The sequence below is a fragment of the Rhodococcus sp. IEGM 1302 genome (assembly GCF_030056935.1).
Taxonomy (GTDB): domain Bacteria; phylum Actinomycetota; class Actinomycetes; order Mycobacteriales; family Mycobacteriaceae; genus Rhodococcus_F; species Rhodococcus_F qingshengii.
Map to the genome: position 1 here is coordinate 1 of NZ_JASHKY010000020.1, position 25,240 is coordinate 25,240.

A 25,240-nucleotide genomic window follows, 5' to 3' on the forward strand; every position below is an offset into this window, starting at 1 on the left:
ACAGGTGACCATGACATCTGCCTGCGCCATCGCGGCCGAAAGCTGATCGAAGGCAACACCGTCGGCGTCGACGCCGTTGGAGCGTGCCGTCTCTGCCAGGTGCTCGGCGCGTTCCTGTGTCCGGTTGACGACGACGATGCGTGCGATTCCGGCGCGGGTGAGATGCGCAACCGACAGACCGCCCATCGAGCCTGCACCGACAACCACGGCAGTGCGGCCGACCAGGCCGCCCTCACCGATGATGCCCGCTGCACGATCGAGAGCCACCGACACGACTGATGCTCCGGCGGAGTCGATTCCGGTTTCGGAATGCACTCGCTTGCCGACGCGCAGTGCCTGCTGAGCCAGTTCGTGGACGACGCGTCCGGCGGCCTGCTGCGCATCCGAAGATGCGTAGGCCGAACGGATCTGGCCGAGGATCTGCTGTTCGCCGATCACCATGGAATCGAGGCCGCTGGCCACCGCGAAGAGGTGCTCGACGGCTGCTTCGCTGTAGCGGACGTATGCGTGAGCGTGCAGCGCTGTCAGGTCGAGACCCGAATGGTCGGCCAGGATTTCACCGACCTCGGTGAGTGCACCGTGGAACGCGTCCACCACCGCGTAGACCTCCACCCGGTTACAGGTGGAGACGATCATCGCTTCGGAGATGTGCGAAGACGCCAGAAGCTTGTCGATCAGCTTCGGACGATCGGTGTCGGTGACAGCTACTCGCTCGAGCACCGGGACGGGCGCGGTTCGATGCGAGACCCCGACAAGCAGAACACTCACGGCGCGATCACTGATCCGTTTCTTGTCGAACCTGCTCCGACCGGAGCGGGTGAACTGGTGGATGGGACTGACGAAGCGGATGCGGCGTGAGCCACTCGTACTCGCGGCGCGCTGGATGCCTGATCGGCGTTGCGCGCACTGTTGAAGGAGAGAACCTGCATCTCGACGGCTAGATCTACACGTCGCAGTTCCACGTGATCGGGAACGTCGAGGGCGATCGGCGAAAAACTCATGATGCAGCGCAGCCCGGCGCTGACGAACTGGTCGCACACGCCCTGAGCTGCCTCGTCCGGTGTGGAGATGACGCCGATGGTCGCATTCAGTTCACGGCAGGCGACGGTCAGTTCCTCGGTGCTGCGCACGACGAGATCCCCGACTCTGCTTCCGATTCGATCTGCGTCACTGTCGAAGAGTCCGACCATCTCGAAACCGCGGCGGCTGAATCCGCCGTAGCCGACCAGTGCCTTGCCGAGGTTTCCGACTCCGACGAGAACGACCTTGTGCCCACGATCGAGTCCGAGTGCACGCTCGATGCGGATGCGGAGCCTGTTGACGTCGTACCCGACGCCGCGGACGCCGTTGGGTCCGAGGAACGACAGATCCTTACGCAACTTCGCTGATCCGACACCTGACGCCTGCGCGAGTTCCTCGCTCGAGACGATGGAGGTACCCCGGTCGGACATCACTCCGAGGACCCGCAGGTATGCGGCCAAGCGCGTCACCGTAGCCTGGGGGATGACGCGATCCTGAGCGATCGGGTCGGTAACCGAGGCGCTGGCAGCGTCGGTGACGGAAGAGCCCGCAGCGCCGGTGACGCGCTGAGCCACAGGCTCATGCGTCTGGTGCGGTTCGGTCACGTCGCTGGCTCCTCGTCCGGTCGACACGACTGTCGACCTCCACGATGCTCCGGGGGAATGTTCACACCACGGTAACCGCTTGTGAACCCATGCACAAAGTTGCTCGAGACGGGTTCGATGTGCCGTTCACCTGCAAAGCGGCTCCGCGGACAACTTTGAGGGTTGCCTTACTTGCGTAAATCGTCACGAAGGCGCTCCTCGTCGACTTCCCAGTAACCGTGCTCGCGTCCGTCGAGAAGAATGACGGGCAATCTGTCTCCGTACTCCGCTCTCAGCTCTGGATCCGTCGCGGCAGCTTCGTCCACGTCGATGCACGTCAATTCCAGCTCGAACTCGGAACAGACCCGTCGCAGGACCTCCGCCGCGCCGACGCAGGACGCGCATCCTGCGCGTGTCAACAGGGTCACTTCATGCGTAGCTGCAGTCATCGACGCATACCTTTCTTCTACGGGGACGCCATCTACTTGATCGGTCGAGTGTGCCTCCGGAGCCCCACTCGGTGCCAAATCGGCGGAGAGGAACGTCACACACCACAGGGAAGGTCACCATCCAACCCATCGGGCCTCATCGCGGAGGATAGGCTGACTCGAAGAGTTCTCTGCTCGAGAATGCAACACGGGAGGTGCGGGTGCCTGCGCGATCACTACCGAACGGCTCCGGATTCGGATCAGGGCTTGCCGGGGTCATTCTCCCCGGACGTCGCCATGTGAAGAATCCGCTGGGCCCGAGTGAGTCGGAAGTTCGAGCCAATCTCGCCGGCGAGGCGAGCGCTGACGCAGCTCTGGCATTGCACGAAGCTGCCAACCCCACAGAACCGGAAACCGGCGAAGAGCCCCCGGCCGTTCCGCGCGACCTCACGGCCGCCGCATTCTTCGACGTCGACAACACCATGGTGCAGGGTGCGTCGATCATCCACTTCGCCCGTGGTCTCGCTGCACGAAAGTATCTCAAGACCTCGGATCTGGTGGATTTCGCGTGGAAGCAGATCAAGTTCCGAGTCACCGGCCGAGAAAGTAGCGACGACGTCGCCGAAGGCCGCGAGAAAGCACTGTCCTTCGTGGCCGGTCGATCCACCGCCGAACTCGCCCGCCTCGGCGAGGAGATCTACGACGAGGTCATCGCCGACAAGATCTGGCCAGGCACGAGGGCGTTGGCCCAGATGCACCTCGACGCCGGACAACAGGTGTGGTTGGTGACGGCAACTCCGGTCGAACTGGCTCAGGTCATCGCCGAGAAACTGGGATTGACCGGCGCCTTGGGCACTGTCGCCGAGAGTGAGGACGGCGTCTTCACCGGCCGACTCGTCGGCGACATCCTGCACGGCATGGGCAAGGCGCACGCCGTACGGACGTTGGCGGTGCGTGAAGGACTCAATCTCAAGCGCTGTTCCGCCTACTCCGACAGCCACAACGACGTTCCGATGCTCTCGTTGGTGGGGACACCGGTGGCGATCAATCCCGACGCAGATCTTCGTGAACTCGCGAAGAACCGCGGGTGGGAAGTTCGCGATTTCCGCACCGGACGAAAGGCCGCCAAGATCGGCGTACCGACGGCGCTGGTGCTCGGAGCGGTCGGCGGGGCGCTCGCGGCAATTCTCGCCAGGCGCAAAGAACAGAACGTCTGAGCGGGTTCGGTCCGGATCGAGCAGCGATCCGGACCGAACTCAGCCAAGAAAGACGTTGCGACGCTTGGCCAACAGTCGATACAGCGTCTGCTGAATGGTTTCCCGGACGTGGTCCGTGACCTCGAACAGGACCATCGGATCGTCGGCGGCACCGCTCTCGAAGGTGTCGGTGACGATGGGCTTTCCGAACTCGATGTACCACTTCGACGGCAACGGAACCAGGCCGAGCGGCCCGAAGTGTGGAAACAGCGGTGTCACCGGGAAATACGGAAGACCGAGAACGCGTGCGAGTGTGGTGAGATCACCGATTTTGGGATAGATCTCCTCCGAACCCACGATCGAGCACGGAATGATCGGAACACCGGTTCGCATTGCGGCCGACACGAAGCCACCGCGCCCGAACCGCTGCAACTTGTACCGCTCACTGAACGGTTTCCCGATGCCCTTGAATCCTTCCGGGAACACGGCCGCGACTTCACCGTCGTTGAGCAGACGCTCGGCGTCGGGGTTGCAGGCCAACGTATGACCGGCTTTGCGCGCCAGTCCACCCACCACCGGCATCTCGAATGCCATGTCCGCAGCCAACATTCGCAGTGGACGATGCGCTGGATGGTGATCGTGCACGGCAACCGACGTCATCAGTCCGTCGATCGGGATCACACCGGCGTGGTTGGCGACCACAAGCGCTCCCCCGGTGAGGGGAATGTTCTCGATCCCACTGACCTCGACGCGAAACCACTTCTCGAACAACGGGCGCAACATCGGCATGACGACGTTGTCCGCGAAATGCGGGTCGAATCCGAACTCGTCGACCTCGTAGTCGCCCGACACCCGACGTCGGAAGAATTCTGCTGCCGAGGCGATCTGGTCGACGATCGCCGACCTGGCCGAATCGACGAACGTGCTCTCACCGCCGTGGTCGGCCGCCGAGGACACTCCGGACGGATGCCGACGTTCACTTTGTTCACGGATGTCACGCTCCGCACCGGTGACGGACTCACGCGAACGGGAAGTTGCCGACTTTCCGGTGTGAGTTGCGCTGGGCCGCAGGGGAATTACCTTCGCCACGTCAGTCACCCCTTCACCGCACTTCGTCCCGACAGCGGCATGTGCATCACGTCTGCACTTGTTGCCGCCGCGGCGGTGTCACCGCCGAGGATGGTGGTCAACGCATTCTCCGCCCGATCGATCCACTCGGACTTGATGATCCGGCGCGTCTGCATCGCACGCATGAAATCGTCGAGTGCTTGCATGGTGGTCCATCGCGGCTCGAACCCCAGCTCGCTGCGCATGCGAGTGGTGTCGAGTCCGCAGCCGAACCGGAAGTACTCGAGTTGCTCGTCGGTGTACAGCCTCATGGACGACCCCACCAACGCGCTCCCGACGCTGCGGAACAGAGCGAGCGGCATGGGAACTTCCACCCTGCCTGCCCGGCGGATCGCCTGCGACATCATGACCACTCCGTCGCCGGCGATGTTGTACGTACCCGAAGCGTGTCCGATGGTCGCCTTCTCCAGCGCCGCGAGGGCATCCTCGACGTGGAGCAATTGCAGGCGCGCGTTGCGCCCGACGATGGTGGGCACGAGTGGGGCGGTGACGTAGTGCCCGACGGTTGCAGTCAGCTGAGGTCCGATCAACGGCGCCAACCGCAGAATCCCGACCGAGATGTCCGGGCGCCGACGCCCCATTCCGCGGAGGTATCCCTCGATCTCGAGGCTGTCGCGGGCATATCCGCCCGGCGGCCGGCGGCGCGCACTCATTTCTTCGGTGAACTGAGCGGGATCCTTGGCACTGCACCCGTAGACGACCGAAGCCGAGCGCAGGATCACCTTGCGAACCGTCGGCGCTTTCTGGCAGACCGCGAACAGTTGCATGGCGCCGATGACGTTCATGTCCTTCATCGCGGCGCGGCTGCCGGCTTTGGGGGCTTTCTGAAGCGTCGACGCGTGCACGACGGTGTCGACCTCGGCGTTTCGGATCACTTTGCCGATCAGCGGATTGCGGATGTCTGCTCGCACGAATTCCGCGCGGCCCATTCTGCGCATCATGTCCTTGCTCGGACTGACGGCGTCGACGGCGATGACACGCTCGATCGACGGATTCTGCGCAAGCCTGGTCACCAGGTAGCCGCCGAGAAATCTGCTCGCCCCGGTCACCAGTACGACGCGAGGCGTCGTGCCCCCTGAAGTGTTGTCACCTTCAACCACCAAGTACCCCCATATCCAGTAGAAACGCGCTCTGCCGAAGCGTCCCTCCCGCGATTTTCCCCCACTTTACGGGCAGAGGGGGTCCCGCGCTGACTACCCAAATTTCGGCCATTCAAGACAAACCGCCCAGCCAATGAGACGTGGCACACATCGCTTCCCCCCGAATATGTTGATGCCCGCCACCCCGGAAGGGGTGGCGGGCATCAACAGGTACTGCTTATTTACCGAGTTTCCTGCGCTGTACTCGGGTACGACGAAGCAGCTTGCGGTGCTTCTTCTTCGACATGCGCTTGCGACGCTTCTTGATCACTGAACCCATAGCGGGTGTCCCTCACGTTCTTCTCTAGCGTTCCTGCGCACGCCGGTCACGTACGCCTGCGCCAAGCAATTGGCGCCTGGCCCTCGTTTTAACTAGCTCAGCGCCTTACGACACCAGCTTGCTGGTACGACAGTGACTCATCGTACCGGTGTGGAGTCACTCGGCATAAACCGAGCCTCCGGCACAGCAACCGCTGTGCCCGCGACTCGGCTCACGCCGAGGTCATCCTCTTCGAACCGGCTGGTCAGCCGGCATCGAAGTACGAGGTTTCGAGGTAATCGTGTACTGCCTTCGCATGTACACGGAACGAACGGCCCACTCGTACAGCAGGCAATTCGCCACTGTGTACCAACCGGTACACAGTCATTTTCGACACCCTCATCAAAGTTGCTACCTCAGCAACAGTGAGGAATTGCGTGCCGGCCACTGCCGGCTTTCCGTCGTGGGACGAACCCATGGACGGCTTGTTTGCAGACACCATTAATCCACATACCTCCAGCACGACTCGCGCCGCCGGCTTCCCCTCCGGCGGAACAGACACGTACGTACTAAGTCGAGCTTAGCTGTACTGGTGGGGTTAAAGCGACGGGTGTGGCTAAACGGACGACTAATCCGCAGCTGCACCCATCGCGGCCGAGCGCGACTTGGCGGCATCCAAGGCATCGAAGAACGCCGTCCGCAGGCCGCCCGCTTCGAGCTGACGCAGTGCCGCAGCCGTCGTTCCGCCCGGTGACGTCACCGCGGCGCGAAGATCCGTCGCGCTGTCGCCGGTGCGATCGAGCATCGCTGCGGAACCGACCATCGTCTGCACCACCAATTCGGTAGCGACCGGGCGCGTCAGGCCGAGACCGACTCCCGCGTCGATCATCGCTTCGGCGACCAGAAAGAAGTAGGCCGGGCCGGAACCGGAGACAGCCGTGACCGCGTCGATCTGCGATTCGGGAACCGTGACCACCTTGCCGACGCTGCCGAGGATGCCGCGTACGAGCTCGAGATGCTCGGCCTTGACGTGCCGTCCGGGCGAGAGCACGCTCACGCCCTCCCCGACCAACATGGGGGTGTTCGGCATGACGCGGATGACCGGGAACCCTGCGGGCAGACGCGTTTCGAAGAATCCCGTGGGGATTCCCGCCGCAAGGGAAACGATCAATTGTTCGAGGTCGCCGTCCAGATCGACCTTCGTCAACGCCGTGAGCGCTGACTCGACGTCGTTCGGCTTCACCGCGATGACGATGACGTCCGCACCCTCGGCGGCATCGGCGACCGTGCTGACGCGGATGGAGTATTCGGCGATCAATTCGTCTGCGCGAGGCTGATATTGCTCGGCGACGACCAGATCCTTGATGGCGTGGCCGGCCTGCAACAGCCCGGAGATCAGCGCCTCGCCGATCTTGCCGCCACCGATAATCGCAATTCTTGTCATGGCGAACAGCCTGCCACGACCGCAGCGATCGACCCTAGCGGGGCATCATCGCCAATTGACGACTCTGGACGACGACTGCGCCCGTCGAATCGAGAACAGCATGATCCTCTTCGAACCACGTGCTGCCCAGAACATCCGAGCTCGCCCGCACGCGAAGCCATCCCGGCGTCGGCAGTCGGCGCAGGTACGTCGTCAACTGCACGGTCGGCGCCCACCCGAACAGGCCGCGGTTCATCGTCACCGGCGCGCTGATGTCACCCGCCATGATCGCGAACAGCACAGCGGTGTCGAGGTCGTTTTCGTCCTCGGGTCGAGGACGGACCCACATCCTGACCTCGGCCTCGCCTTGGCTGCCGGTCAGGAAGTGCGCCGAGGTGGTGTCGATTCGCATGTCGCAACCCTGACCGACATGCACGACCTGCGCCATCGGGTGATCGCCGATGACTGCCACCGCACTCTCCGGCGGTTCCGGTGACATGTCGTCGATCGACGAGGCCGTGACGAAGGTGGGGTCGCCGTCATCGGGGAATCCGAGCGTGACCGCCGCGCGAACAGCGCTGCGGCCCGCCTGGCTCAACTCGACGTCTAATAACGCGACCTGGCGTCCCTGCTTTCGGACGATCACCTCCAGTTCGACTTCACCCGGATCTGGGGCCGACAGATAGTTGGCGCTCACTGCGAGTGGCTGCATCTTCAGAAGCGAGTCGTTCTCACCTGCGCCGTCTCGCAGACATTGACGCGCTGCAGCGGCGCACACAGCCATCATGGAGCCGCCGTGCACTTTCGGCCCGATGGTCCAGATCGAATCGATCGTTGCGGTGTATCGCCCGTCGCCGAGCGAGGTGAGGCGATTGAGATCTTGAAAGGGACTGGTGCTCATCGATTTTCCTGTTCGGTGCTTTCTCGGTGTTGCGGGAAATGTCGTGCGGCCAAATCTTGGTGCGCCAGGCGTCGCAAAGCTGTCAGGACGGGTTCGTACATGGCGGTTCCGAGGACCGCATAGCGAATGCCGTCCTCGGTCGAACTGGTAGGCATCAGCTCGATTTCCACTTCGGCAATCCCTCGGATGTGGTCGCCGTAGGCGCGCAGGCGCGCGTCCGAGAGACTCAGTCCGGCATCCTCGAGGCCGATCAGTGCCCGCTCGAGGTGCGCGACCGCCACGTACCTCGGCTCGAAGACCTGACCGAGAAACTCCAGAACCTTGCGAGCTCTGGGGAACTCTGGATCCGGTTCAGGTTCGACGTACGGGGGTAGTTGCGCGATTGCGCGGCCGAAAGTCTCGAATTCGGATCGCTCGTCACTGTCCACCAGTTCGAGCACCGCGCGAATCCGTGGAATCGCGAGTCCCGCCCCGGCCAGGGCCCTGATCAACGCGAGTCGCCGGACGTGCTGTTCGCCGTACCTTGCTCCCGTTGCGCTGGTCGGCTCACCAGGCATCAGCAGACCTTCACGGAGGTAGTACTTGATAGTGGCCAGTGCAACGCCGGACTGTGCGGCCAGTTCGGAAACCTTCACCGCTCCTCCGTCCAACTCGCTCGACCCATTACTGGATAGTGATGCTATCCAATGGTGGCCGAGCATCGGTAAGGAGGACACGCCTTGCGCTAGGGTTGAACCTTCTTTAGTCACACCACCAGAAATTTCCGAACGGAGCGAACAGGCGGAATGACGGATTTGCAGTCGGAGGCTCAGCCCGACGAACAGTGGCGCATCGTGGAACCACTGACGCTGACTCCCCTGCTCACCGCCGCACTCGAGGTGTTCCACGAACTCGGTTACCACGGAGCGTCGGTTCGTGACATCGCAAAACGTGCCGGTGTCACCGTGCCGACGCTGTATTACTACCACGGCAACAAACAGGGCATCCTCGTCGCGCTGATGGAACCGGGCATCGAGAACGTCACCGCACGCGCGAGCGCTGCGGTCGACGCTGCCGGACCGTCGCCGACGGCACAGTTCGGCAATCTCGTCGAGGCGTGTGTTCTGCACATGACCAGTCGCTCCGACATAGCCTTCCTCGATTCCGAACTGCGATACCTCGAGGACGCGGAACGAAAGAGCTACGCCGCCAAGCGAAAGAAGCTCGAGAACCTACTCGTCGACGTACTGACGGCAGGCGTCGAGAGCGGTGAGTTCACGGTCCCGGACATCACCGGAACGGGCCGTGCGCTACTGGGAATGTGTCAGTCTGTCGTCCTCTGGTATCGACTCGACGGACCGCAGACTCCGCGCGAAGTCAGTGTTCTCTACCGCGAGATAGCCCTGAAAGCCGTCGGCGTCACTTCTTGAGCACTGAACTTCCCGGCATGTCCGATTAGCCCTTAACTGACGAACGTCACACCTGTCGGCTGACACCGAAACCGGGACGCGCCCACGGTCGCGGGTCCACACTTAGAAGCAGAGATGCGCGGGGTGGATCCGCAGACCGAGGGAGTTCTTGACGTATGGCCAACAGCAATCCATTTGTTCCTCCTAGCGCGGTCGACGTCGACCTTTCCGCGGTCGCCTGGGGGGCGAACCGCACGATGTCCGACTTCGAGACTGGAATGTGGCGGATGGAAGAGGCGCAGCCGCAACTGCGCTCACCGATCGTTGCGGTGGAGGTTCTCGATCGTGCCCCGGACTGGGATCGACTTCTCGACGCAGTCGAGTGGGCATCGCACGTGGTTCCGCGTATTCGTATGCGAGCAGTGGAACCGGCAATGCAGCTGGGCAATCCGGTGTGGTCCGTCGATCCCGAGTTCGACATCGGCTACCACCTACGACGCGTCCGCTTACCTGCACCGGCGGACTTCGATCACGCACTGCGCATGTGTCGTCACCTTGCGACGGAACCTTTCGACAAGGCTCGACCGCCGTGGAGCGCGCTGCTCATCGAAGGTCTCGACGACGGTCGCGCCGTGTTCGTGGTCAAGACTCACCACTCCATCACCGACGGCATGGGCGGCATCCAGATGATGACGCTCCTGCACAGCAGACGCCCGGACCCCACTCCGAACAAGCCCGACCGCACACCGCCTGCTCCTGAGCATCTGTCATCGGTGGGCGCCTTCGGCGAGGAGGTCGTCAGCGAGATCCGGCGTGCGCCCTCGCGTATCGCCAAGCTGGTCCGCGGTGCCACCAATGTTGCGACCACGGCGATCTCGAGTCCGATCACGACAGCTTCCGAGGTCCTCGGTTACGCCAATTCACTCCGCAAGATCGTCACTCCCCCAGCTCGTTCCGGTTCCCCTCTGCTCCACGATCGTGGTCTCGGACGGTGGTTCGGAACTCTCGAAGTGGGTGTTCCCGAGCTCAAGGCCGGAGCAAAAGCTGCCGGCGGCTCACTCAACGACGCGTACGTCGCCGCTTTGCTCGGCGGCTTCCATCGCTACCACGAAGCCTTCGGACAATCCGTCGAGAGCATCCCGATGGGTATGCCGATCAGCATGCGCACGGGCGCAGACGCCAACGGCGGCAACCGGTTTGCAGCCGTTCGCTTCAACGGCCCGGTCGCCGAAACGGATCCGGCCAAACGCATCAGGCAGGTGCGAGAGATCGTTCTGAGTCTGCGTGAGGAACCGGCGTTGGACGCTATCGACGTCGCCGCCCCGATCCTCGCTCGCCTGCCGAACTATCTACTCGCGAACTGGTATCTGTCCCAGTCGACAGGACTGGACCTGCAGGCGAGCAACGTCGCCGGCGTACCGGTACCGGTCTATCTCGCCGGAGCGAAGATCGAGCGGATGTTCCCGTTCGGCCCGGCGCCCGGTTGCGCGGCAATGGCGACACTGGTCTCCCACGTCGGGGTGTGCTGTATCGGAATCAATCTCGACACCGCTGCGATCACAAAACCCGCGCTGCTGATGCAGTGTTTGCAGGAGAGCCTGGACGAGATCGTCGCTCTCGGCGTCACAACGGAAGGTGCGTGAGTCATGAGCGAGAACACGACCAACCCGCGCGTGTACCTCACCGAAACCATGACAGAGGCCGAAGCCGGCGTGCTGCGAAAGTGGCTTGCCGACAAGGCAAGCTCATCCGAAACTCGGCCGGTCACCGTCAACATCACCGACAAGACCCTGGCAGAACTGGCGGCACGGACCGACGACCCGATGCTCGCACCGCTTCGCGTGGTGTGGATTCCGGACACCCATACCAAGCACAACGTCGCGGTGCGACTACGTGATGCGCTGGCACCACGCGATCCTCTCCACCCCGGACGCGGTGCACAACGCAGAACCCTGCGCACCGACCCCTCTCGGTGCCAGGTCATCGAAGGTGAACCCGCACCACTGAGCGATCTCGAGCGTCGCCTCGAAAAGAGCGGTGGCGGTTCGCTACCGGAGTTCATCCGACGGCAGGCCGCTCTGGCACTCGAACGCGCCGAATTGGGCCTACTGGGTGGCCAGTACAAGGTGTCACGGTTCGTCGTCGACGAGATCACCGACACCCGCCGATTCGCCACCGAGGTCATGGCTTTGGCCGACCGGTTGAACATCGCCGTCGCCGAAGTCGATCGCCGCGCACGTGAAGCTCTCGAAGAAATGGTTGCCACCCAGAGTCGCCAAGCCATCGCGGTGTGGGATCGCCTGGGCCGCTACTTCGCTCGCGCCTACAAGCTGGACGTGGACACGAGCCGCTTCGAGGAACTCCGTGAGCTGAACAAAGAACACTCACTGGTCTTCCTCCCCAGTCACCGTTCGTACCTCGATCCCCTCGTCCTGCGTCCGGCGTTGATCGCGAACGGCTTGCCGCTCAATCACGTCATGGGCGGCCTCAACATCAGTTTCTGGCCCATGGGCTCGATCCTCAAGCGCAGCGGCACCGTCTTCATTCGTCGAAGCATCGGCAACGACGAGGTCTACAAATGGTCGATGCACGAGTACATGCGCTATCTGCTGACCAAGCGCTTCAATCTGGAGTGGTACATCGAAGGTGGACGCGGACGTACCGGGAAACTACGCCCGCCGCGCTTCGGTCTCCTGACCTACCTGACCAAGGCATTTCAGGTCAGCGGAGCGTCCGACGTGTACCTCGTCCCGGTTGCGCTGAGCTACGACCAACTCTACGAGGTCGGGGCCATGGCTGCCGAGGCGCTCGGCGCCGAGAAGACACCGGAAGGCCTGCGCTGGATGGTGGGTTACGTACGCGCCCAGGGAAAACGCAACGGTGTCGCGCACGTGACCATCGGCCGGCCGCTCTCACTCGCGGACGCACTCAGCCAGGAAACCGATCAGCGCCTCGCCATTCAGAAGGCCGGCATCGAGGTGTGTCACCGCATCAACGAGGTCACCCCGGTGACCGTGTCTTCACTGGCGATGTTGGCGTTCCTCGGAATCGAAGACCGGGCGTTGACAGTTCGTGAACTCACCGCGATTCTCACGCCGCTGTTCGGCTACATCACCGCGCGAAATCTTCCGATCGCCGGCGACGTCGAACTGTCCGATCCGCGTGTCATCGAGAAGGCATTGCAGACACACGTCGATTCCGGGGTGCTCGAGCGCTTCGATCGGGGCGGCGAGCAGGTCTTCTACCTCGGCAAGGACCAGCATCTTGTCGCTGCCTTCTACCGCAACAACACGATTCACTTTCTTGTCGTGCGTGCCATCACCGAACTCGTACTTCAGGCAGCCGTCGAAGAGCGGTTCGAGGACCCCATCGGGGACGGGTGGGCAGAGGCCAAGCGCATCCGAGATTTGTTGAAATTCGAGTTCTTCTTCAGTGACCGGGACACGTTCGAGCAGGAGATGCGGACCGAGCTGACGCTGATCGACCCCGAGTGGGAAACCGTCATGGCCGACGACAAACGAACCGAGCACATGATCGAGACGGTTCGCCCGTACCTCGCGCACCGCGTGCTCCAACCGTTCCTCGAGGCGTACCAGGTTGTCGCCGATCAGCTTGTGCTCGCGCCGATTTCGACATCGTTCGACGAAAAGTCGTTCATCAGCAACTGCATCGACGTCGCACATCAGCGTCGACTGCGGCAGCAGATCGCCAGCAACGAATCCGTCTCCGGCGAGTTGTTCGCCACCGCACTGAATTTGGCGCGCAACCGTAACTTGATCGAAGTCGACGACGACGGAGTCCGGGCCAGGCGCCTGGCATTCGCTGCCGAGATCAAGGTTCAGGTCGAGCGCCTGCGTCACCTTCGCGCACTCGCGCATGCACGACTCGATCAGGTGGCGATGCCGGTACCGGACGCCGCCGCGGTAGTGACCATTCCAGAAGCAAACCGAGCGCCCGCCGCGAACGAGGAAGTAGGACTGTGACCGGACTCGAGCGTCTGCACTCCGCCATCGAAGCCGCCCCGCCCGGGCCCGGAACGATCGCCGCCTTCGACCTCGACGGCACCTTGATCAGCGGGTACTCGGCCAGCGTTGTGTACCGAGACCGCCTGCGACGCTTGGATATCAGCGTCGGCGAACTCTTGCGCACCACCGGTGCCGCGATCGACACCCAATTCCGCGGTGCTGACGTCGGAGCACTCATGGACATCGGCGTTCGAGCCTTGGGCGGCCGTACCGTCGAGGAACTGAACGACTGGGGCCGACGGCTGTTCAAGCAGGAAATCGCCGCGATGATCTACCCGGAAGCCCGCGGGCTACTGGCGGCACACCGGCGAGCCGGCCACACGATCGTGATGGCTACGTCGGCGACTCCGTTCCAGGCCAAGTACGTCGCCGAAGATCTCGACATCGAAGACGTGCTGTGCACCGAACCCGAAGTCGTCGACGGCATGCTCACCGGCGAACTGTCTTCGCCCGCACTGTGGGGGCCGGCCAAGGCCAATGCCCTTGCAGGCTATGCCGAGAAGATGGGCGCCGATCTGAAGAACGCGTTTGCGTACTCCAACGGTGTCGAAGACGTCTTCATGCTCGAGGCCGTCGGGCGACCTGTCGCGTTGAATCCCGATCGTGGTCTGGCCAAGATCGCGTTGCGCAATCACTGGCCTTCGGTCAGCCTGCGTAAACCGCAACGAGGCGCAACACCGATCTCCACGATCCGAACGGCGACGGCCATGGGCGCGCTTGCTGCCACCGCCGCCCTCGGTGCGTCGGCAGGCATTGTCACCGGGAACCGTCAACTGGGTGCGAACCTGGTCGGCACGTACGGCCCCGACATCTCGCTCTCACTGCTGGGCATCGACGTCGAGATCGACGGCGAGCACAACGTGTGGGATCACCGCCCGGCGGTGTTCATGTTCAACCATCAGAGTTCCCTGGACATGTTGGTCCTGGGCACCGTGATCAAGCGTGACGTGACCGGCGTCGCGAAGAAGGAAGCGGCAAGCGATCCGCGGTTCATGCCCGTCGGTGCACTGCTCGACGTCGCCTACATCGACCGCACCGACACCACGAAGGCGAAGGCTGCACTGCAACCGGCAGTCGACAAGCTGAAGAATGGTGTCTCGATAGTCATAGCTCCGGAGGGCACCCGTTCTCCGACGCCACGTCTGGGCCCTTTCAAGAAGGGTGGATTCCACTTGGCGATCCAAGCCGGTGTGCCGATCGTGCCCGTGGTGATTCACAACGCGGGTGAACGGATGTGGCGCAATTCGCTTGTCGCCCATCCAGGCCCGGTCTATGTCTCGGTGCTCGATCCCATCTCGACCGAAGGCTGGGAGACCAAAGACCTCGACGCACACGTCGAGAAGGTGCGCGCGCAGTTCGAAGCTGCGCTACTTGCCGGCCACCGCTGAGCGTGCCAGGTGCTCGCGTGCAAACGCGAGCGCCTGCGCCAGCATCGACGACCGCTCCCGCCGGGTGCGCGCGTTCTGCGTGTTGATCTCGATGACTGCCTGGCCGCTGAATTCGCTCGCAGCCAATTGCTGACACAACTCCGCGCACGGCTGTGAGCCATGCCCCGGAATCAGGTGCTCGTCCATCGACGCCCCGCGACCGTCGGCCAGGTGCAGGTGCTCGAGCCCCTTGCCCATACGGGAGGCCAACTCCAGGGCATCCATGCCCGCCGTCGCGGTGTGCGACAGGTCGAGTGTGTAGTGAGCATGATCGGAATCGGTCGGGTCGTACGACGGACTGAACGCGGACAACGCTGCCCCTGGACCGCCACGTTTACGCAGACGCTCCGCGGACTTGTCCTTGCCGCCGAAGAAGCTGTCGGCGCGCATGGGGAACATGTTCTCCACCGCCACCACGACGCTGCTCTTCGATTCGAGTTCGACAACCTGTTCCGCGAAGCCTTCGGCGTACTTGCGCTGCCACCGGAACGGCGGGTGGACGACCACCGTCGTCGCTCCCAAGGTTTCGGCGGTGCGCACCGAACGCTCGAGCTTCTCGACCGGATCGGAACCCCACACGCGCTGCGAAATCAGCAGACACGGCGCATGCACCGCCTGCACCGGAATGGCGTACTTGCGAACGAGGGCGGCAACAGCACCGATGTCCTGACTCACGGATTCGGCCCACACCATCAGTTCGACACCGTCGTATCCGAGATCAGCGGCGTAGCGAAATGCTGCTTCCGTGTTCTCCGGATATACCGAAGCCGTCGACAGGCCGACGGCTATCGGCCGACGAACCATGCGCTGCGATCCCCCGATCATCGTCCGATCAACCCGAGGTCAACAAGAACGCCAGTGGACCGAGCGTCACGATCATGCCGACGACCACCGCGATCACGAAACTCGTGATGTCGTCCGTCTTCCGCAGAACCCGCACGACAGCAACCAGGCCGACGATCACGATCAGCGCGAGCACCAACGCCACCCACGGCAGCATGTCCCACAGCTTCTCGAAGCCCTTGAACATCGCGCCGCCGACGATCAGTGCAACAACCACCTGACCGGCAAGCACTGCCCATTCACGGATCGAGTTACGCTCGCCTGCCTCTTCCGCTGCCGGTTCGGCTTCGACATCGGACTCCGCGGCGGCACTGGTCTTTTTTGCACCGTCATCGACAGCCGGCGCCTTGACCAGATCGACCACGGCGGTGGATTCGGCCTCGCCGGCATCCGCGTCTGCGATCTTGTCGATCAGTTCGGTGCTCTCTTCCGGCGCGGCCGGAGCGGGAGCGGTCTGTGCAGGTGCCTTGGCGACGGGAGTGGGGACACGCGGCGGCAGGATCGGCGGACGCAACGACGGCGACTGCGTTGCGGCGCGCTCCTGACGCATCAGGTCGCCCGCCAGGGTCTGACCCGACAGCAGGGCTGGTTCCTGCGTTACCTGCGTCGGTGACGAGGAGTTGAGCGGTGCCCGGCTCACCCACTGCCCGGGCGAGGACTTCGAGGTCTGTCCCGGCGAAGGTGTGGAAGTCGGCTTCGGAGTGGTGACCGGCGGCGCAGCAACCGGCTTCGACTCACCCTTGGGTGCCTGCGGCTCGTCATCGTCATCGTCGTCGTCGAACGAGACGGCGAAGGCTGCGGTGCGATCGGCGGGAACCTTCGGTGCCGGTTCGACTGACTTGGCGGTTTCCGCGACGGCCTCGGCCGGCGCTGAAGGTGCAGAGTTTTCCGGCGCAGCGGTTTCCGGCGCAGCGGCTTCAGGCTGGGCTGCTGGTTCGTCGGACTCGGGCTCGGCGGCCGCGCGCGATCCCGATTGGCGAACGATCGGGATCTCACCCGTCAGTTCGGCGACGGAGATGCCACCGGCTACGCCGCGCCGGCGTCGTCCACCTCGGGATTCGACGCTCTGACCGTTCCGCTTGAGCAGTTCCGCTACGGAAATCTGCTGACTGTCCTCGGTCATCAAGCACTCACCACCAATTCACCGCCCATTTCTGTGTCGAGCTTTCGCAGAATCAGACCCTCACGCAGTGCCCAGGGACAAATTTCCAGTTCGTCCACTCCGAGCGCCCGCATGGTTGCCTCTGCGATGAGCGCGCCGGCCACAATCTGCTGTGACCGATCCGAGCTCACTCCTTCCAATTCTGCACGGTCCGCTGCCGTCATCCTGGATATGAAGGCTATGAGTTGCCTGAGTCCGCTGGAAGTCAGGGTCCGTTTTGCCCGGGGGCCTGCGGCAGAAGGGGCCGCGCCGGTGAGCCGAGCCAACGATCGGAAGGTCTTCGAAGTCCCGACCGTGCGGTCCCAGTCGCCGGCGGCGCGCAGTTCCTTGGCTGGTCCGACCAACTCCGCGTCCAGCCAGTCGCGCAATACAGCGACCCGGCGCTTGCCCGGCGGATCGGCCTGTAGCCAGTCGCGCGTCAACCGTCCGGCACCGAGTTGCAGTGAGAAGGCGACGTCCGGATCCTCGTCACCACCTGCTGTGAGTTCGAGCGAGCCGCCGCCGATGTCCAGGTTCAGGATGCGTCCGGCGCTCCAGCCGTACCAGCGGCGCACGGCCAGAAAGGTCAAGCGGGCTTCGTCGACCCCGGACAGAACCTCGAGGTTGACTCCGGTCTCGGCGCGGACGCGGGCGAGTACGGCTTCGGAATTGTTGGCGTCACGGACCGCGGAAGTGGCAAAAGCCATCATTTCCTCGCACCCGGACGTCTTGGCGATACCGGCGAATTCGGAAACCGTCGACACCAACCGATCGGCTCCTGACGTGGTGATATCGCCGCGGTCGTCAGTGTTTTCTGCCAGCCTCAACGTGGACTTGGTCGAGCTCATGGGTGTTGGGTGGCCGCCCCGATGGGCGTCCACAACCAATAGATGGACGGTATTGCTTCCGACGTCGAGTACCCCTAGTCGCACATCGCCACGTTACTGGGTCTACGGTCGGCCCTTGTGACAGCAGGTAACCCAGACCGGTCCCACAAGATGACTCCGAGCCCCGAGGTCGATCTCGATTTCCCGCGCGAATGGGTCGAATTTGTCGATCCGGATAACTCCGAACACCTCATTTCCGCTGATATGACGTGGTTGCTCTCGCATTGGACCTGCGTGTTCGGCACGCCGGCGTGTCAGGGCATCATCGGAGACCGCCCGGACGACGGTTGCTGCTCGCACGGCGCTTTCCTCTCCGATCAGGAAGATCAGGACAAGCTCGATGCGTCAGTGAAAATGCTCACAGCCGAAGACTGGCAGTTCATGGAAAAGGGTCTCGGCAAGAAGGGCTACGTCGAAGAAGACGACCTCGAGGACGAGCCCGCGCTGCGCACCCGCCGCTACAAAGGAGCGTGCATCTTCCTCAACCGGCCGGGTTTTGCCGGAGGCGAGGGCTGCGCTCTGCATTCCATGGCGCTCAAGAAGGGCATCGAGCCGCTCGAGGTGAAACCGGACGTGTGCTGGCAGCTACCGATCCGCCGCACCCAGGACTGGGTCGACCGGCCGGACGGCGTCCAGATCCTCAAGACCACGATCACCGAGTACGACCGCCGCGGCTGGGGTGAGGGCGGCGACGACCTCGCCTGGTACTGCTCCGGCTCCCCCGACGCTCATGTCGGGGAGCGGCAGGTCTGGCAGTCCTACGGGCCCGAGTTGACGGAACTTCTCGGAAAGCGCGCGTACGACGAGCTGGCTCGCCTCTGCAGGCGTCGCGCGGGCCTCGGCCTCATCGCAGTCCATCCGGCGACCACGATCGCTCAGAACAAAGCTCAGGGCTGACTCCGCCTGAACAAAAAGAATTCAGCCGCTCACACGATCGTGTGAGCGGCTGAATTCTTCTCGACATTTCTTCTCGACATTTCTTCTCGACGAGGTTCGATCACGCTTCGAGCTTGTAACCCAATCCACGGACCGTGACCAGATGTTCCGGCTTGGCCGGATCCGATTCGATCTTCGAACGCAACCGCTTCACGTGTACGTCAAGGGTTTTGGTGTCACCGACGTAGTCGGCGCCCCAGACGCGGTCGATCAACTGTCCGCGGGTCAGCACCCGACCGGAGTTGCGGAGCAGGTACTCGAGGAGATCGAACTCCTTGAGCGGCAACGTCACCGGGTTACCCGCGACCTGCACGACGTGGCGCTCGACGTCCATCCGTACCGGTCCGGCCTCGAGCACCCCGTTGTCGGAGGCGAGGTCCGCCTCGTTCTCCACCCCGCGGCGCAGCACCGCACGGATGCGAGCGATCAGCTCACGCGCCGAATACGGTTTGGTCACATAGTCGTCCGCACCGAGTTCCAGTCCGACGACCTTGTCGATCTCACTGTCACGCGCCGTCACCATGATGACGGGGACGCCGGAGCGCGACCGCAGCGCCTTGCAGACGTCCGTGCCACTCATGCCGGGCAGCATGAGGTCGAGCAGGACGATGTCCGCTCCGGAGCGATCGAATTCCGCCAACGCCGACGGTCCGTCGTTGACGATGGTGGTCTCGAAGCCTTCCTTGCGGAGCAGGAACGCCAGCGGGTCCGCCAAGGACTCCTCGTCCTCCACGATCAGCACACTCGTCATCGTTTGGCCTCCATGCCGTTTTCTCTACTGCCTTGTTCTCGTCTGCCGATCCGCGTGGAACCGGCGGTTCCCGCGTCGTCAGAGTCGATGTCGTCGTCCGACTCCACGTGTGCCGGTATCTGCAACGTGAAGGTAGACCCTGTACCCGGTTTGCTCCACAGTTCGATGGAGCCGTTGTGATTGGCCGCGACGTGTTTGACGATCGCCAGCCCCAGACCGGTTCCACCGGTCTGCCGTGACCGCGCCTTGTCCACGCGGAAGAATCTCTCGAACACTCGCTCCTGGTCCGCTTTCGCGATGCCTTCTCCTCGGTCGGTGACTGCGATCGCGACATTGTCGCCGCGTACCGACCGACTGACGGAAACCGGAGAACCCTTGGGCGAGTACGCAATAGCGTTCTCGATGAGGTTGGACAATGCCGTGACGAGGAGAGTCTGATCCCCGAGTACTTCCAGCCCACTCGGATGGTCGGTGGTGACCGTGATCCCGGCGGCCTCGGCCGACAGATTCGACCTCGACAGTGCTTCGGACACCACGGTGTCGACGTCGACCACGTCGAGATCCGGCAGCTTCTCGGCACCTTGCAGACGCGAGAGTGCGATCAACTCGGTGACCATCTTGCCCAGACGAATCGACTCACCGAGCACCCGTTCGCCGAAGTGGCGCACCGATTCCGGGTCGTCAGCGGACTCGAGCAGTGCCTCGGCAAGCAAACTCATCGCACCGACCGGCGTCTTGAGTTCGTGGCTGACGTTCGCGACGAAATCGCGTCGGGTCGCCTCCATGCGGACCTGCTCGGAATCGTCGTCGGCGAACAGGACCACGAAGTTGCGATCGTCCTTGCTGAGCAACCGGGCCGTGCCACGTACCGCGATCTTGTCGCGGCCCCGCTGAGCGGTCTGCGCCGTCAGATCGACCTCGACAGGTTGACCCGTCCGCAGAACTTCCTGAGCAGCCCGCCAAGCTCGCTCGTCGACCAGACGATTCTTGACGAGACCGAGTTCCTCGGCGCGAGGATTGAAGAGCACGACGTCGTGAAAACCGTCGACGACGGCGATACCGCTTTCCGAAGCCAACACGATGAGGTCGAGAACCTGGGACATCGTGAGCCCGGTCTGTTCGTCCGAGCGCTGACTCTGGCGCGACGACAGCCTGGGTACCAGCACCCCGCCGACGAGGTAGCCGACCAAGCCGGCGACCACGACCAGCAGCACTGCAATCACGACACTCACGGCGCAATCGTACGTTCGCGCGAAGAGTCGGTTACGGCGGGTTCGGACGTTCCCACCCGCGTAATCCGCCAGGTGGACGGCGTTGGTTCGTCGTTCATCTGTTGTTGGCCGAGGCCCCCCGAAATCACTGTTCGGGGGGCCTCGACGCACATCATCGGGTTGCTACTTTCCGCCCTGATTCGCCACCGCGGCGGCGCCGGCAGCTGCGGCCTCCGGATCCAGGTAGGTGCCGCCGGGATTGAGCGGCTTCAGGTTCTCGTCGAGGTCGTAACGCAGCGGGATTCCGGTCGGGATGTTCAGGCCCGCGATGTCCTCGTCCGAGATGCCGTCGAGGTGCTTGACCAACGCACGCAGCGAGTTGCCGTGCGCGGTGACCAGCACGTTCCGACCGGCGAGCAGCTCCTGGGAGATGGTGTCCTCCCAGTACGGGATCAGACGCTTGACGACGTCGAGCAGGCACTCGGTCAAGGGAACCTCGTCGAGGTTCGCGTACCGGGGATCGGTGTCCTGGCTGTACTCGCTGCCGGCTTCGATGGCGGGCGGCGGGGTGTCGTAGCTACGACGCCAGAGCATGAACTGCTCGTTTCCGTACTCTTCCTTGGTCTGAGCCTTGTTCTTGCCCTGCAGAGCGCCGTAGTGACGCTCGTTGAGGCGCCAGTCGCGGACCACGGGGATCCAGTGGCGATCGGCGGCGTCGAGCGCGAGGTTTGCGGTGCTGATCGCGCGGCGCAGCAGAGACGTGTAGAGAACGTCGGGCAACAGGTTGTGCTCGGCGAGCAGTTCGCCGGCGCGCTTGCCCTCGGCCATGCCCTTGTCTGTCAGGTGTACGTCCACCCAGCCGGTGAACAGATTGAGTGCATTCCATTCGCTCTCGCCGTGGCGGAGCAGGACCAGGGTTCCGATACTCATGGCGTTCATCCTGGCACGAGTACCGGAACCCTTCTTGATCAACCCTGTCCGGAAATCAGCTCGGGGCAACTTCCGCAGTTCGCAGATCCTTGCGGAGGATCTTTCCGGCCGCGGATTTCGGCACGGTACTGATGAACGAAACCTGGCGAACCTTCTTGTGCGGCGAGACTCGCTCGGCGACGAACGAGATCACGTCGGCTTCGGTCAACTCGGCGCCGTCCTGGAGCACCACGAATGCCTTCGGGACCTCTTCGCCCTCGGCGTCGAGCACGCCGATCACGGCGGCGTCGGCGATCTGCGGGTGGGTCAGCAGCAAGGCCTCGAGTTCCGCCGGGGGAACCTGGTAGCCCTTGTACTTGATCAGTTCCTTGAGGCGGTCGACGATCTTGACGACGCCGTCGCCGTCGACGGTCGCGATGTCACCGGTGTGCAGGTAACCGTCGTCGTCGAGGGTGTCCTTGGTGGCCTGGTCGTTGCCGAGGTAGCCGAGCATGATGTTCGGGCCCTTGCACCACAGTTCGCCGGGCTCGCTGACGCCGTCCGAGCCGAGAGGCGGGTACGCGACCTCTTCGCCCGTTCCGGGGTCGACGAGCTTGCATTCCATGTTGGCGATGGTCGGACCGCACGTGTCGAGGGCGATGTCGTCACGATCGAACGGGATCGCGTGCGAGACCGGGCTCATCTCGGACATGCCGTAGCCCTGGCGGACGTGGCAGTTCAACCGGTCGGCGACGGCCTTGCCGAGCGCCGCGTCGAGCGGGGCCGCACCGGAGAAGATGGTGTGCACGCTCGAGAGGTCGTACTGATCGACGAGCGGATGCTTGGCCAGCGCGACGGCAACGGGCGGTGCGACGAAGATGTACGTCGACTTCTGCTCGGCGACGATCCGCAGGAACTCGACGAGATCGAACTTCGGCATCGTGATGAGGCTCGCGCGGCGATAGAGCGCAGCGTTGAGCAGGACCGTCATGCCGTAGATGTGGAAGAACGGCAGGACCGCGAGAATCTTGTCGTCGGTCTCGATACCCATCCGCGGAATGATCTGGCAGACGTTGGCCACGAGGTTGCGATGAGTGAGCATGACCCCCTTGGGTCGGCCGGTGGTGCCCGAGGAGTACGGCAGCACCGCGAGTTGGGTGGCCGGATCGAAGGAGACCTCGGGCGCCGCTGCACCCTCGCCGAGCAGATCACGCAGCGAGAGGTGGCCTTCGGCCCCGTCGAGCACGAACACGTTCTCGGCCGGGATACCGACCAGGTCAGCAGCGGCCTTTGCCTGCGGCAGGAGCGGCGAGACGGTGAAGAGGAACTTGGCCTTGGAATCGGTGAGCTGCTTGGCGATGTCCTCGGCGGTGTAGAGCGCGTTGATCGTGGTCGCGACGCCACCGGCACGAAGGATGCCGTGGAAGACGGAACCGAAGGCCGGGACGTTGGGCGAATGCAGCCCGACCACGTCGCCGACGCTGAGTCCGCGCGCTGCGAGAGCGCCTGCAACGCCGTTGATCTGTGCGATCAGCGAAGCGTATGTGGTGACTGCGCCCGAACTGCCCTCGACGAATGCCGTCTTGTCGAGGTCTGCGGGGTCGGTGTTTCCGAACAGGAAGTCGTAGACGCTGAGGTTGGGGATTTCAACGTCGGGGAACGGACTCTTGAAGCTCACTGTGCTCCTCGAAAAGTTGCGCGGCGGGGTGGTGTGACCAACTTACTGTGACTCACGGGAACAGTATTATTCCGTGACGACAGTCACAAGTAAAGGTCACTTTACGTGACACATCCGCGATGTGTCTCACCCCGCTCGATCAGCTCTGCGCGGGCTCCTCCTCGATGAGGTGCTTGAACGGTTCGAGATTCGCCAGCGACTCGCCTCGCGACACCCGCCACGCCCACTCACGCTTGATGGACGAGGAGAAGCCGAGTTCGAGGATGACGTTGAAATCGCCGTCGGCGGCTTCGAGAACCTGACCGAGCACTCGGTCGAGTTCATCGCCGGTCACGGCATGCTCCGCGATCTTGCCGACCAGGTAGATGTCCCCGACCTTGTCGAGTGTGTACGCCACCCCGTACAGACGGCGGTTGCGCTTGAGCAGGAACTTGTAGACGCCTTCGAAGTTCTCGTCCACCTTGCGGCACACGAAGGCCTCGACCCGCACACCGTGATTGCCGACGGTGAGCAGAGTCGACGTCTTGAGTTTGTGTTCACCGGGAAGTTCGACGATGAAATGCGCGTCGTCTTTTCTGGTGAATTCGAGTTCGCGCTCGGTGAGAGCCTGCTCGATGGTGTCCGAAATGCTGCTCATGTACGCACTCCCCCGGTCCGGCGCAGACGCCACAGACCCCGCGCACGGCGGGGCGAGAAGTCGCTGGGACCGGTTCCGTTGTTGTAGTTGACTGCGGCTTTGCGATAGCTCTCGAGCAAACCGTCCGCGGTGTGTTCCCACGAGAAATTCTCGGCGTGACGCGGCGCCTGCGCGGCGAGTTCGGCCAAGCGCGTCGGTGCTGTCACCAAGGATTCGAGGGCGCCGGCCCAATCTTCGGTGCGGTGTCCTTGAACCAGCAGGCCGGTCTCACCGTTGCGTACGGCCACTCCCAGTCCGCCGACGTCGGCGGCGATCACGGGAGTTCCGCAGGCTTGAGCTTCGATGGCGACCAATCCGAAGGACTCCGAATAGCTCGGCACCGCAACCAGATCCGAGGCACGGTAGACATCGGCGAGACGCTCAGGAGCCTGCGGCGGCAAGAACGTCACCTGCGCGGTGATGCCGAGTGAGCGTGCAAGTTCGATCAGCACGTCCGGCCGCGCGAGGCCAGTTCCGGACGGCCCGCCGACGACGAGGATGCGCAACGGCAACTCGGGGCGACGGCTGATCACTTCGGCGGCAGCACGCAGCAGAACGTCCGGTGCTTTCAGAGGTTGGATCCGGCCGACGAAAGTCACGACGACCTCGCCCGGGTCCAACCCCAACGACGCGCGGGCGGAATCGCGATCGCCCGGTCGGTAGCGGGTGAGATCGGCGCCGGGAGCCACGACGTCGATACGCGTGGGGTCTGCGCCGTACAACTCGTGCAGCGCCTTGGCTTCGTCGGTGGTGTTGGCGACCAGGCGATCGGACTCGGCGACTACTTGCTGCTCGCCGATCTGACGTGCTGCCGGCTCCGGGGTGTCTCCCTCGGCAAGCGAAAGATTCTTCACCGCCGCGAGGGTGTGGGCGGTGTGTACGAGGGGCACGCCCCAGCGGTCGCGGGCCAGCCAGCCGACCTGACCGGACAACCAGTAGTGCGAGTGAATCAGGCTGTAGTACCCGGGCTCGTGGCGCGCTTCCTCCCGTAGAACTCCTGCGACGAAGGCACACAGTTGAGTCGGCAGATCCGCCTTGTCCAGCCCTTCGAAGGGACCAGCAGCAATGTTCCGAACCCGCACTCCGGGAGCGGCGTCCACCACAGGTGCGTCGGCCGAGGACGTCGCGCGGGTGAATATCTCCACCTCGACGCCACGTTTGGCGAGCTGAATGGCGGATTGCAGAACGTAGACGTTCATCCCACCCGCGTCACCGGTGCCGGGTTGCGCCAATGGCGAGGTGTGGACCGAGAGAACGGCCACCCGGCGAGGGCGCGAAATGTGCATGGGC

General features: G+C 63.5%; 25 protein-coding genes. 6 read left to right on the top strand and 19 right to left on the bottom strand.

Going from position 1 to position 25,240, the window contains the following annotated elements; genetic code table 11:
* From hemA to QM609_RS22000, 3 genes are all read right to left on the bottom strand, one after another.
* The coding region (gene hemA, locus QM609_RS21990) for a glutamyl-tRNA reductase (RefSeq protein WP_283337443.1) at nucleotides 1-768 on the bottom strand (768 nt) is incomplete at its 3' end.
* On the bottom strand, nucleotides 765-1,652 hold the full coding sequence (locus tag QM609_RS21995; RefSeq protein WP_042923244.1) for a redox-sensing transcriptional repressor Rex: 888 nt from the start codon (nucleotides 1,650-1,652) through the stop codon (nucleotides 765-767). The genes QM609_RS21995 and hemA, both read right to left, overlap by 4 nt.
* A gap of 140 nt (nucleotides 1,653-1,792) precedes the next feature.
* Complete coding sequence (locus QM609_RS22000; RefSeq protein WP_003941953.1) at nucleotides 1,793-2,053, bottom strand: glutaredoxin family protein; 261 nt, start codon at nucleotides 2,051-2,053, stop codon at nucleotides 1,793-1,795.
* Nucleotides 2,054-2,253: 200 nt separating this feature from the next.
* On the opposite strand from QM609_RS22000, the gene QM609_RS22005 reads away from it, so the two are divergent.
* The gene (locus QM609_RS22005; RefSeq protein WP_003941873.1) at nucleotides 2,254-3,249 is read left to right on the top strand and encodes an HAD family hydrolase; all 996 of its coding nucleotides are present in this window, start codon (nucleotides 2,254-2,256) and stop codon (nucleotides 3,247-3,249) included.
* A 39-nt stretch (nucleotides 3,250-3,288) separates the two neighbouring features.
* Here QM609_RS22005 and QM609_RS22010 read toward each other — a convergent pair whose 3' ends face one another.
* From QM609_RS22010 to QM609_RS22040, 7 genes are all read right to left on the bottom strand, one after another.
* Nucleotides 3,289-4,326, bottom strand: coding sequence for a lysophospholipid acyltransferase family protein (locus QM609_RS22010; protein ID WP_042923247.1), 1,038 nt, complete (start codon nucleotides 4,324-4,326; stop codon nucleotides 3,289-3,291).
* Nucleotides 4,323-5,456, bottom strand: coding sequence for an NAD-dependent epimerase/dehydratase family protein (locus QM609_RS22015; RefSeq protein ID WP_007735316.1), 1,134 nt, complete (start codon nucleotides 5,454-5,456; stop codon nucleotides 4,323-4,325). The genes QM609_RS22010 and QM609_RS22015 overlap by 4 nt, the downstream gene beginning before the upstream one ends.
* 217 nt (nucleotides 5,457-5,673) lie before the next feature.
* Nucleotides 5,674-5,775 (bottom strand): 30S ribosomal protein bS22, encoded by a 102-nt coding sequence (locus tag QM609_RS22020; RefSeq protein WP_003402602.1) that lies wholly within the window; start codon nucleotides 5,773-5,775, stop codon nucleotides 5,674-5,676.
* A gap of 244 nt (nucleotides 5,776-6,019) precedes the next feature.
* Nucleotides 6,020-6,256 (bottom strand): helix-turn-helix domain-containing protein, encoded by a 237-nt coding sequence (locus tag QM609_RS22025; protein WP_003941845.1) that lies wholly within the window; start codon nucleotides 6,254-6,256, stop codon nucleotides 6,020-6,022.
* Nucleotides 6,257-6,382: 126 nt separating this feature from the next.
* Nucleotides 6,383-7,198, bottom strand: a complete 816-nt coding sequence (gene proC, locus QM609_RS22030) for a pyrroline-5-carboxylate reductase (RefSeq protein WP_003941923.1) — start codon at nucleotides 7,196-7,198, stop codon at nucleotides 6,383-6,385.
* A 34-nt stretch (nucleotides 7,199-7,232) separates the two neighbouring features.
* Entirely contained in the window at nucleotides 7,233-8,078 is an 846-nt protein-coding gene (locus QM609_RS22035; protein ID WP_007735317.1) for a thioesterase family protein, read from the bottom strand.
* On the bottom strand, nucleotides 8,075-8,713 hold the full coding sequence (locus QM609_RS22040; protein WP_007735320.1) for a MerR family transcriptional regulator: 639 nt from the start codon (nucleotides 8,711-8,713) through the stop codon (nucleotides 8,075-8,077). The genes QM609_RS22035 and QM609_RS22040 overlap by 4 nt, the downstream gene beginning before the upstream one ends.
* Nucleotides 8,714-8,863: 150 nt before the next feature.
* Here QM609_RS22040 and QM609_RS22045 point away from each other — a divergent pair, with 150 nt between their 5' ends.
* From QM609_RS22045 to QM609_RS22060, 4 genes are all read left to right on the top strand, one after another.
* Nucleotides 8,864-9,487 (top strand): TetR/AcrR family transcriptional regulator, encoded by a 624-nt coding sequence (locus QM609_RS22045; RefSeq protein WP_076948852.1) that lies wholly within the window; start codon nucleotides 8,864-8,866, stop codon nucleotides 9,485-9,487.
* Nucleotides 9,488-9,642: 155 nt separating this feature from the next.
* Nucleotides 9,643-11,109: a wax ester/triacylglycerol synthase domain-containing protein gene (locus QM609_RS22050; protein WP_003941881.1), complete on the top strand. Its 1,467-nt coding sequence runs from the start codon at nucleotides 9,643-9,645 to the stop codon at nucleotides 11,107-11,109.
* 3 nt (nucleotides 11,110-11,112) lie between these two features.
* A complete protein-coding gene (locus QM609_RS22055; protein ID WP_007735324.1) occupies nucleotides 11,113-13,449 on the top strand; it encodes a glycerol-3-phosphate 1-O-acyltransferase in 2,337 nt (778 codons plus the stop codon).
* Nucleotides 13,446-14,879: an HAD-IB family hydrolase gene (locus tag QM609_RS22060; RefSeq protein ID WP_003941905.1), complete on the top strand. Its 1,434-nt coding sequence runs from the start codon at nucleotides 13,446-13,448 to the stop codon at nucleotides 14,877-14,879. Before QM609_RS22055 ends, QM609_RS22060 begins: the two co-directional genes overlap by 4 nt.
* Here QM609_RS22060 and QM609_RS22065 read toward each other — a convergent pair.
* Genes QM609_RS22065 through QM609_RS22075 form a run of 3 tightly spaced genes read right to left on the bottom strand, consistent with a single transcriptional unit; the run spans nucleotide 14,859 to nucleotide 17,834 of the window.
* Complete coding sequence (locus QM609_RS22065; protein ID WP_042923251.1) at nucleotides 14,859-15,743, bottom strand: sugar phosphate isomerase/epimerase family protein; 885 nt, start codon at nucleotides 15,741-15,743, stop codon at nucleotides 14,859-14,861. The genes QM609_RS22060 and QM609_RS22065 overlap by 21 nt on opposite strands.
* A gap of 7 nt (nucleotides 15,744-15,750) precedes the next feature.
* On the bottom strand, nucleotides 15,751-16,884 hold the full coding sequence (locus QM609_RS22070; protein WP_054187836.1) for an Rv0497 family membrane protein: 1,134 nt from the start codon (nucleotides 16,882-16,884) through the stop codon (nucleotides 15,751-15,753).
* Nucleotides 16,884-17,834, bottom strand: a complete 951-nt coding sequence (locus QM609_RS22075; RefSeq protein ID WP_003941975.1) for a Ppx/GppA family phosphatase — start codon at nucleotides 17,832-17,834, stop codon at nucleotides 16,884-16,886. Before QM609_RS22075 ends, QM609_RS22070 begins: the two co-directional genes overlap by 1 nt.
* A 66-nt stretch (nucleotides 17,835-17,900) precedes the next feature.
* Between QM609_RS22075 and QM609_RS22080 the strand changes: the two genes are divergently transcribed.
* Nucleotides 17,901-18,686, top strand: coding sequence for a DUF3109 family protein (locus QM609_RS22080; protein WP_003941928.1), 786 nt, complete (start codon nucleotides 17,901-17,903; stop codon nucleotides 18,684-18,686).
* A 100-nt stretch (nucleotides 18,687-18,786) separates the two neighbouring features.
* Here QM609_RS22080 and QM609_RS22085 read toward each other — a convergent pair whose 3' ends face one another.
* From QM609_RS22085 to mshA, 6 genes are all read right to left on the bottom strand, one after another.
* Nucleotides 18,787-19,476, bottom strand: coding sequence for a winged helix-turn-helix domain-containing protein (locus QM609_RS22085; RefSeq protein ID WP_003942020.1), 690 nt, complete (start codon nucleotides 19,474-19,476; stop codon nucleotides 18,787-18,789).
* Complete coding sequence (locus tag QM609_RS22090) at nucleotides 19,473-20,708, bottom strand: sensor histidine kinase (protein WP_003941938.1); 1,236 nt, start codon at nucleotides 20,706-20,708, stop codon at nucleotides 19,473-19,475. The genes QM609_RS22085 and QM609_RS22090 overlap by 4 nt, the downstream gene beginning before the upstream one ends.
* A 162-nt stretch (nucleotides 20,709-20,870) precedes the next feature.
* Nucleotides 20,871-21,626 (bottom strand): phosphoglyceromutase, encoded by a 756-nt coding sequence (locus QM609_RS22095; RefSeq protein ID WP_003941992.1) that lies wholly within the window; start codon nucleotides 21,624-21,626, stop codon nucleotides 20,871-20,873.
* A gap of 46 nt (nucleotides 21,627-21,672) precedes the next feature.
* Complete coding sequence (locus QM609_RS22100) at nucleotides 21,673-23,274, bottom strand: AMP-binding protein (RefSeq protein ID WP_054187837.1); 1,602 nt, start codon at nucleotides 23,272-23,274, stop codon at nucleotides 21,673-21,675.
* 139 nt (nucleotides 23,275-23,413) lie between these two features.
* Complete coding sequence (locus tag QM609_RS22105) at nucleotides 23,414-23,911, bottom strand: type III secretion system chaperone family protein (protein ID WP_003941943.1); 498 nt, start codon at nucleotides 23,909-23,911, stop codon at nucleotides 23,414-23,416.
* Nucleotides 23,908-25,236 carry a D-inositol-3-phosphate glycosyltransferase gene (gene mshA / locus QM609_RS22110; RefSeq protein ID WP_003941843.1) on the bottom strand — a complete coding sequence of 443 codons (1,329 nt, stop codon included), beginning with the start codon at nucleotides 25,234-25,236 and terminating at the stop codon, nucleotides 23,908-23,910. Before mshA ends, QM609_RS22105 begins: the two co-directional genes overlap by 4 nt.
* Between the last annotated feature and the right edge of the window lie 4 nt (nucleotides 25,237-25,240).